Consider the following 615-nt stretch of genomic DNA (forward strand, 5'->3'; position numbering starts at 1 on the left):
GCTGGTGGCGGCGGCGGCGGCGCGACGTTGGTGCGCCGGCAGCGAGGGCACGAGCAGCCGCTGCTGGTGGCAGCGGGCGGCGGCGGCGGCGGCGCCACGCGGTACTGCTGCGGGCACGGCGGTGTGGGCGGCGGGGAGGCGGGCGCGGAGGGTTGCAGCCCAGTTGCGTCCCCCCAGCTGGCTGAGTTCGCGGGCTCGCACGGCGAGCACGGTGATGCGCGAGACGAGACGGGGCTGCCGGCGCACCATGAGGTGCGGCGCCGCGCTCCGCGCTCCTAGCGCCGCGCAGCGGAAGTGCTCACCCCCACCTGCCCCTCAGTTCCTGGAGGCGGGCGAGGTGTCGGGTGCGGATCTGACCGCCATCGCGGCGGGCGGCGGCGGCGGCTCGCAAGCGGTGCGTGACCACGCCGCGACGCTGCCTTTGCTGCCGGCGCAGCAAGAACTGAGTCGACACGCACAGACGGGCGGGGAGGCGGGCGCGGCGGGGTCGTTCCAGATTGCAACGCGCGCGGAACAGGCAGTGCCCGCGCCCGTGCCGGCGCTGCCAGGTCGTGCGCCGGCGCAAGCGCGTGCCTGCGGCGGTGACTGATCTCCCCGCTGCACCCATGCAGGCAG

At 76.4% G+C, this 615-nt stretch carries 2 protein-coding genes; both read left to right on the top strand.

Annotated features, from left to right (window positions below; genetic code table 11):
- Nucleotides 1-30: 30 nt before the first annotated feature.
- Nucleotides 31-279, top strand: a complete 249-nt coding sequence (locus ACK4SE_RS14125; protein WP_409693998.1) for a hypothetical protein — start codon at nt 31-33, stop codon at nt 277-279.
- A 58-nt stretch (nt 280-337) separates the two neighbouring features.
- Nucleotides 338-589, top strand: a complete 252-nt coding sequence (locus tag ACK4SE_RS14130; RefSeq protein ID WP_409693995.1) for a hypothetical protein — start codon at nt 338-340, stop codon at nt 587-589.
- Nucleotides 590-615 lie beyond the last annotated feature (26 nt).

The sequence above is a fragment of the Brevundimonas sp. genome (genome assembly GCF_046293315.1).
Lineage (GTDB): Bacteria > Pseudomonadota > Alphaproteobacteria > Caulobacterales > Caulobacteraceae > Brevundimonas.